This window comes from Enterococcus sp. S53, from assembly GCF_016516865.1.
GTDB classification, from domain to species: domain Bacteria; phylum Bacillota; class Bacilli; order Lactobacillales; family Enterococcaceae; genus Enterococcus_D; species Enterococcus_D innesii.
The window spans coordinates 1-7234 of record NZ_JACVUH010000033.1 but is presented as its reverse complement, the minus strand read 5'-3'; the positions used below and the strand labels follow the sequence as shown (position 1 = coordinate 7234).

The window sequence follows — 7234 nt, the reverse complement described above, 5'->3', positions numbered from 1 at the left end:
GCTGTTGCATTTATCAGATGCTAATAGTCATGAACAAAAATTTAAAGAGGATACGCAAAAGCTTGTCGGCGTTCCTGTTTATATAGCTTAGGTGGTGAGAAAGAATGAACCATGGCTATGTAAAACTTTATAGGAAAGTGATGGATTCATTCGTTTGGACCAACCCTAACATGTATAAGTTGTGGTCCTTATGTCTAATGAAGGCATCACACGAAAACAGGAAATTTCTTTTTAATGGTAAAGAGATATGGCTGAACAGCGGTGAATTCGTCACAGGGCGCGACGCGATAACGTTTGAGATGAACCGAGGTGTCAAGAGTGAACATCAAGTGAACAGCGCTTCTGTATGGAGATGGCTCAAGAAATTTGAAAGTGAACGAATGTTGAACATCAAATCAACCACGAAATACAGCGTCATATCAATAAATAATTGGGATGAATACCAAGGCGGTGAACAACAAGTGAACATCAAACGCACAACAAGTGAACAACAAGTGAACACAAACAAGAATGAAAAGAATGAAAAGAATGAAAAGAATAATAACATACATGATGAAAATTCGCCGTTGCAAGAAATCGTTCAAATCTATGAATCAATTTTCGGGATGATCAACTCATTTGTTTTCCAGAATTTAGAACAGTGGTGTGAAGATCTGTCACCAGAATTGGTCATAGAAGCTTTGAAGCGATCTAAATCAGCTAACAACTTCAAATACACTGAGAACATTTTGAAAAACTGGGACAGCCGTGGTGTTAAGACAGTAACCGATGTTGAAAACATTGATGCAGAATTCAAACAACGAAAGGGTACTTGGAAGAAGCCGACACGATCTGAACCTGTTCCCGAATGGTTAGATGATCCAGAAGGTTATAACGCTAAAAAAGAAGCTGAGCTGATGCAAAGATCGAATGACGATCTGCCATTCTGAAAACGGAGGGAACTATGAACTATTTAGGTATAGTTGAACGATTAATTTCAGCCACAACTGATCAAGAGAATTTAATCAGTTTGAACTTCGCTAGGGAGGGATTAAAAGCTGAGAACGTAAATCAACTTCCAGAAGCAGAAGCACAAAAGCGTTTTGTCTATTATTTAAGACCATTCTTTATTTTCCGTTTATATCCAAGTGTTTATGAAACTGGTAAATGGGTAAGACTTACTTTTGACGATTATTTAAGAGGGATAAATAAAGAACTTAATAGGACAGGAAAGGATTGAGTAAATGGAAATTTTCTTTACAGTGCCAGGGGAACCAGTACCGCAAGGGCGACCCAAATTCACTACTAAGCCGTTCGTTCGTGCTTATGATCCACCAAAATCAGCTGCATATAAAAAGTTAGTTGCTGCTTATGCATCAAGGGTTAAACCAATCACTCCGTTAGAAGGAGATTTGTTCGTGAAAATCGATGTCTACAAAGGATCGCTGAAGAGTTTCAGCAAAAAGAAGCTTGAACAAGCTGAAGCAAAATCTCTAAGACCAAGAACAAAACCTGATGCGGATAACTATGCAAAAGGACCACTTGATGCATGCAAAGGAATTCTTTGGAAAGATGATGGCCAAGTTGTCGATCTGTTCGTCAGCAAGTACTATTCCAAGAATCCGAGAATTGAGATTCGTATTCAGGAAGTAGATTCAATACAAGAAACACTATTTTGAGGAGGAAAAACAAATGACATTAGAATTTAACGCAACAGTACGCGACAAAGGTTTAGGAAACGATGATAAAAAGAAAATCTTGCTTGAGGTGCCCATCAGTGAGTTAAAAGGGAAAGTTGAAGAATTAACGCAGCTTACCAACAAAGCTGTCACAATCCAAATCATTCCTCAATATTATCGCTATACAGTGCCTTTCGACAAAAGCACCAATGCACCAACACAAGAGTATGTTGTGAACAACGACGGAACAATCAATTTCGTTAAAAAAGAGCAAACACAGCTTGAAGTTGACGATCAAGGGAACATCGATATTGAAAATCGTCCGTTTGAAGTCACAAAAGATATTGTTGATGAATTCATTCGTGCTGCAAGATCTCTCGAGTTTCCGGGAAATATTAATCCACGAAGTGTGCTCATTAGACTTGAAGACGGCGAGCCAGCCGAAGATGTGGCAGAAGACTATGAAATGTCCGCAATTACAATGCTCAATGAGCTTGAAAAAGCACGTGAGTACTACGCACCGTATGCAGCAGCTTGGGATAAAAAGCGAAATGAAGTCATCTTTCTGGAAAAAGAACCTGAAACCGATGATTCTGACACCTCAGAAGACGCTAGCGAGAATATTTCAGGCGAAGTGGATAACGAATCGGAAACGGAAGGAAACCTCTCAGAAGTCGAATCAGACGCCAAAGAGGAAATCCCCGGAATTGATGAAGAAGCTGATGGCGATTTATTGGGACAATCCGATCCTTATGGGAACGAACCGCCGGAAGATGATGGAGAGGAAGATCCTTATTGACTCATGAAGATGACAAAATAATTATCTTACAAGATGCAAAATTCTACTGGAGCATTGGTAGGATCAACCAAGCAAAAGATCTCTTTGACAAAGGTTTTAAGCCTAGCGAAGTTGCTCAAATCATGAATGAGAAATTGATTGATGTTGGATTATTGTATCTTCACTTGTTGGAAAGTAACCAGATTAAGTAGGTGATCCCATGAAATGCAATCGATGTAAAGGCGAAAGGATTATTTGGGGAAAAGATATGTTTGGCCGGGCAGTAGCAATCAACTGTCCGGTCTGCAATAAAGATGGTGCTGCCGTTCGCAAAGAAACGAAGGAGTGGGGAAATGGACATTCTCGAAGTATTTTGGACAAACGTTGACTGGCACTTAAAAACTAAGGAAGTAATTTTGAGAAAAACTCACGAAGAAGCGAGAAAGAAAAGAGCTGGCATTCAATTGCGGACTGTCGAAGATATTGCAAGATCTTTAAAGATCGATGATTATTCGATACTTTTTGAAAAGGTTGAGAGTTAGTAATTGGAAGAAATAGCAAACTGGAAAGGGGTGTAGTCATGGACGCATCGGAAGTAGCAAATAAAGTTAATAGTCTCAAAGAGGTTTTCGGAGACGTCGAAGTAGTGATAAACGCACAAGGCTCTGACAACGGATTTTTTAAGCAGATAACCGACATTAGCATTCAGCAAGGAATGGAAGACGAAGACGGAAACTTTATCGATGAAGTAGCCATTTTAGTGACTTGTGAGTAAGTAATTGACAGAGATAACGGAATAGGAGGAGAGAAAGTGAAAAACTTCTACATTTTAGGTACAACCGATAACAAATATAACGTAATGGATTTTAATTTTGATGATGTCAGAGAAGATTCTGGGTCATTTGAAGCAGAACTGATTGGTGATGGTTACTTGTTTGATTATGAAGACGAGGGCGGGTTTCACTATGTAGATAAGGGTTACAAAGATTCTCATACTTATGCGTGGATAGTGAAGTTGCGTGTACCAGTCAGTAATCCACCAAAATAGAAAACTGGAGGGAAAACATGAGCAAAGCAAGTTTGAGAATTATCGAAAAGAAAATCGCTGCTCTAGAAGAAGCGCTGGAAACTAACGACTTTGAGTTTATTTCAAAATGGCACGGAAATAGAAGCTATGCTGAGATGGATTTGGAAGAATTGAAAGCAAGATTGAACTATTTCCAAAATGGAAATGGTTGATGCAAAAATTACGCACATCAGCGAAACAGGAGGGGTAAAACATTGGACAATAATTTAAAACAACTAAAAAAAGAAATACAAAATTTAGTATCTGCTTTAAGTTGCGAGTGTAGAGCTTCTAGTGAGGGAGAAACAGCAATCAGAAATTCAGGAAAAGTGAAATGGTATCAACGGAACAGAATGAAGCTGGAACAGCATTATATAAGTCGAAGGGTTGCATTGAGTTTTGCATACCAACAAGCAAAACATCTGGAAAATGTAATAGACGAAATGTTTGATAATGAAGACGTTGATTAATTTTGTGATCGTCAGCGATAGCAAACAGGAGGGATAAGTATGAAACACATCATTACCACTGACAATGAAGAACAAGGTTGGCTTGATGCCTTTAATGATTGGGCAAATTTTCATACAAAATGAATCAAGAAGTTAAAGAAGAAGATCTGGATTCTGTAAGGAAAAATATTTATAGATTTAACAATGAGTTTGCTTGCGGGCCCGCTATTCGTTTGATTGAACAGGAGGGATAAGATGGTACCAAGATTTAGATATTGGGACAAGATAGCAAGGTACACTTTCTCAAACACTACTGAAATATATCGCCATAAACCCAAAGGAATGCTTACGAATTTATATCATAAAATGAATCATCGTAATAAAAAGAATGGGTACGGGGATTTGGATTTTACATTAAACGATTTTAAAGATTGGGCATTTTCATCGGATGAGTTTTTATATTTGTTTGATGTCTGGGTGCAATCTGGCTACTCCAAGAAATTTAAACCATCCGTGGATAGAAAGAACCCGTACAAAGGTTACCAGTTCGACAATATGCAATGGATGTTCTGGTATAACAACTATCAAAAAGGAATAAGCGAAGTTGCTACAAAAAAAAGAAAACCTATTTTGATGTACAAAGAAGGAGTGTATTTAGGCAAATTCAAAAGTATAGAAGATGCCAGAGAATTTCTCGGTATGAAGTCTAACGGAGATATAGTGATGGTTTTGCAAGGCAAACGAGATAAAGTTAAAGGATACACTTTTATCTACGAGAACCCAGAATTGTTGGATAAATCCAATGAAAACTAGCCAAGCTATCATCATAATACTGTTAACAATCGCTGGTCTAAGTTGGCTATCCTATACAATTGTGGACCAGCAGAAACAAATTGAGCAGCTAGAACAGCTGCAGCATGAGCAGATGAAGTACAAGATTATTATCAATGATCCGTTAGTCAGGGATGCGATGGAAGCAGGGGGATGAAAATGGCAAATCAAAAACCAATGTGGCAAGTAATGAGAGAAGCCGCCTTAGAACGTGAAGAAAATGAAGTTCTAAAAAGGGAAGAGGAAAAACGAACTGTACAGCTTAATGCAAAGCAAATAGTAGCAAACGCAAAGAATGGGCGTAAATACTATTTTCATGCTGACAATGGTTCCAAACTACTTATCCGTGGAGTTGAAGAAAGTCCAGTAAAATCAAATGAAGTGATGGGCAGGTTTATAGTTGAAAATCAAATATTCATTCTCACGCTGCCAGTAGATAAAATCGAAAGATGGGAACTGATCTGTAAGGATGATTGCTTATGACGGTTGCATTGTCAATTTTTCTGGCAGTTGTATGTACAATTTTTGCAAGTGTGATTTTCGGTAAAGAATTAGATGAAAAGGAGAAAGAAGCCATTGCCAAAGAAAAAATCGAAAATAAAAAAGAAGAAGCGCAAGTTGCTAGAGAAAGCCAAGGCGAACGGAACCATAAATAAAAAAGTCCTTGGTAAGACCTTGAAGAGTTTGATCATTGATGAAGAACATCAACATGGCTCACATTTTGATAAATAAAAAAAGCCACTACCTTTTGGGTAAGTGACCTGTGACAAGACTATTTTACCATAAAGGGGTGGCGTTTGTGAGATTTCAATGGCTTAAAAACTACCAAGACTTAGAAGAACAAATACTCTTCATGAAATGGAATCTTAACAAGAGTAGGTTGGAATTAGATCGATGGGTCAACGGTGATTTAGCAAACGTGCGCCTTGAAAAGAATTCAAGATCATCATCGTTGGAAGAAAACATCAGAATCATAGAGAATGAATTAGAGCTGCTTGAAAAAGAAAAAACGGAACTGATGGAGTTGATCGATTCGTTCAGTGGAGCAGACGTCCAAATTGTAAAGTTAAAGTATATTGATGACATGGATGTTTATGATATAGCAGATGCTACAGGCTACAGCGTTTCTTATATAAGAAAGCGGCATACTGAGATTCGAAAGACATTGTCATTTGTGGACGAGTATGAAGCACGGCGAGAGGAACGCTTGAAGAAGCAAGAAGAAATGGACTACTATTCAGCAGACCAAGATCAGTTGAGCTTGTTTTGACATTGCCACAAAATGCGACCTCAAAGCCTGTGTATATTTCTTGATTTAAACGGGTTATAGTAATAGCGTAGAAGAAACGGAGAGACGGTTATTGGACTACTCACACTAATCCAAATACCGAAAGGAGGAAAGCTCCTTATCGCGAAACTTCTTTGACGGATATAAAAGACAGCACAATTTTTTGAAAGAGGTGAATCTCCTCATTTCGAAATTCGCTAGTGCTGTCTTTTTGTGTCACTGTGGCGGAAGTAGAAGACGCTTGGTTGTATCAATATTGTTAGGGGCGACCAACAAAGGAACTAGCCAATCTTTTGTGGTATTGATACGTGAGTGGGGCAGTGCCACTCCAGTGACTTAGCAACCGAGGCATGTAGGTGTAAAAACATAGGGGTGCGCATTATCGTACGCGTTTTGTGCATCGTGTAGGTTGCTTTAAATTTAAGTCAATACTCTCATTCCCTTGTGGCAGACGTGTATCTGATATGAGAGTTTTATAAGTCACTCATTGCGAGTGGCTTTTTATTTTGGGTAAGGAGAGCTGATCATGAAGAAACCGCAAGACCATAAAAAGAAATCTGTTCCAGAAAAACAAGATGACTACATCAAGATGCTAACTCAGTTACGAGAAGAGAAGGACATGGATGCTATTGCTGATTTGTTTTGGAAAATCATTACGGCGTATGGACTGAAGGTAGATGAGCTAGCAGCACTGAACTACTACACGTTGAAGCGATCGCTTAAGGCGCCTGTTAATGCAACGCTTCTGAAAGAGCGAATGAAGTTGGATGTTAATCAGCTTGGAGTAGATGGAATCTTACAAGTGCAGCGTGCATTGATCACTATCTACACAGAACAATTAGCCAAAGAACAATGATACCTGTTGTCAAAACTAAAGCAGATCGAGCTAGGTTTTATGGATCGACTAAGTGGCGCAACCTAAGGCAGTCAATACTTGAGAGAGATCATTATGAATGCCTATGGTGTAAAGCAGAAGGCAGACTGACTACACAGTATGATTCGATATTGGAAGTCGATCACATCAAAGAGCTAGAAACAAATCCAGAGCTGGCGTTTGATCCAGACAACCTAAGAACGTTATGCAAGGACTGTCACAACAAGCGACACGATCGAATGAACTATCGTGGGCAACCAAAGAAAAGAAAGTGGGATGATGAATGGTGG

General features: G+C 38.8%; 18 protein-coding genes. All 18 read left to right on the top strand.

From position 1 onward, the window contains the following. The first annotated feature begins 104 nt into the window (after positions 1-104). Entirely contained in the window at positions 105-929 is an 825-nt protein-coding gene (locus IAE45_RS18255; RefSeq protein WP_200127780.1) for a DnaD domain-containing protein, read from the top strand. A 14-nt stretch (positions 930-943) separates the two neighbouring features. Next, on the top strand, positions 944-1219 hold the full coding sequence (locus IAE45_RS18250) for a hypothetical protein (RefSeq protein WP_200127778.1): 276 nt from the start codon (positions 944-946) through the stop codon (positions 1217-1219). A gap of 4 nt (positions 1220-1223) precedes the next feature. Next, positions 1224-1658, top strand: coding sequence for a RusA family crossover junction endodeoxyribonuclease (locus IAE45_RS18245; protein WP_200127776.1), 435 nt, complete (start codon positions 1224-1226; stop codon positions 1656-1658). 13 nt (positions 1659-1671) lie between these two features. After that, entirely contained in the window at positions 1672-2457 is a 786-nt protein-coding gene (locus IAE45_RS18240) for a hypothetical protein (protein ID WP_200127774.1), read from the top strand. Next, on the top strand, positions 2454-2648 hold the full coding sequence (locus IAE45_RS18235) for a hypothetical protein (protein ID WP_200127772.1): 195 nt from the start codon (positions 2454-2456) through the stop codon (positions 2646-2648). The genes IAE45_RS18240 and IAE45_RS18235 overlap by 4 nt, the downstream gene beginning before the upstream one ends. An 8-nt stretch (positions 2649-2656) precedes the next feature. Next, positions 2657-2824, top strand: coding sequence for a hypothetical protein (locus IAE45_RS18230; protein WP_010749258.1), 168 nt, complete (start codon positions 2657-2659; stop codon positions 2822-2824). Then, entirely contained in the window at positions 2790-2978 is a 189-nt protein-coding gene (locus tag IAE45_RS18225; protein WP_200127770.1) for a hypothetical protein, read from the top strand. Before IAE45_RS18230 ends, IAE45_RS18225 begins: the two co-directional genes overlap by 35 nt. A gap of 38 nt (positions 2979-3016) precedes the next feature. Next, on the top strand, positions 3017-3211 hold the full coding sequence (locus tag IAE45_RS18220) for a hypothetical protein (RefSeq protein ID WP_200127768.1): 195 nt from the start codon (positions 3017-3019) through the stop codon (positions 3209-3211). A 36-nt stretch (positions 3212-3247) separates the two neighbouring features. Then, positions 3248-3484: a hypothetical protein gene (locus IAE45_RS18215; protein WP_200127766.1), complete on the top strand. Its 237-nt coding sequence runs from the start codon at positions 3248-3250 to the stop codon at positions 3482-3484. A 17-nt stretch (positions 3485-3501) separates the two neighbouring features. Beyond that, the gene (locus tag IAE45_RS18210; protein WP_200127764.1) at positions 3502-3675 is read left to right on the top strand and encodes a hypothetical protein; all 174 of its coding nucleotides are present in this window, start codon (positions 3502-3504) and stop codon (positions 3673-3675) included. Between the two features lie 42 nt (positions 3676-3717). Next, positions 3718-3972, top strand: a complete 255-nt coding sequence (locus IAE45_RS18205) for a hypothetical protein (protein ID WP_081116238.1) — start codon at positions 3718-3720, stop codon at positions 3970-3972. 234 nt (positions 3973-4206) lie between these two features. Continuing rightward, entirely contained in the window at positions 4207-4764 is a 558-nt protein-coding gene (locus tag IAE45_RS18200; protein ID WP_200127762.1) for a hypothetical protein, read from the top strand. Then, the gene (locus IAE45_RS19115) at positions 4754-4939 is read left to right on the top strand and encodes a hypothetical protein (RefSeq protein ID WP_200127760.1); all 186 of its coding nucleotides are present in this window, start codon (positions 4754-4756) and stop codon (positions 4937-4939) included. Before IAE45_RS18200 ends, IAE45_RS19115 begins: the two co-directional genes overlap by 11 nt. A gap of 2 nt (positions 4940-4941) precedes the next feature. Then, complete coding sequence (locus IAE45_RS18195; protein ID WP_200127758.1) at positions 4942-5265, top strand: hypothetical protein; 324 nt, start codon at positions 4942-4944, stop codon at positions 5263-5265. Further along, positions 5262-5438, top strand: coding sequence for a hypothetical protein (locus IAE45_RS18190; RefSeq protein WP_200127756.1), 177 nt, complete (start codon positions 5262-5264; stop codon positions 5436-5438). Before IAE45_RS18195 ends, IAE45_RS18190 begins: the two co-directional genes overlap by 4 nt. A 143-nt stretch (positions 5439-5581) precedes the next feature. Next, the gene (locus tag IAE45_RS18185) at positions 5582-6052 is read left to right on the top strand and encodes a hypothetical protein (protein WP_086269569.1); all 471 of its coding nucleotides are present in this window, start codon (positions 5582-5584) and stop codon (positions 6050-6052) included. Positions 6053-6596: 544 nt separating this feature from the next. Continuing rightward, positions 6597-6926, top strand: coding sequence for a hypothetical protein (locus IAE45_RS18180; protein WP_200127754.1), 330 nt, complete (start codon positions 6597-6599; stop codon positions 6924-6926). After that, on the top strand, positions 6923-7234 hold a 312-nt coding region (locus IAE45_RS18175; protein ID WP_200127752.1), incomplete at its 3' end, for an HNH endonuclease. The genes IAE45_RS18180 and IAE45_RS18175, both read left to right, overlap by 4 nt.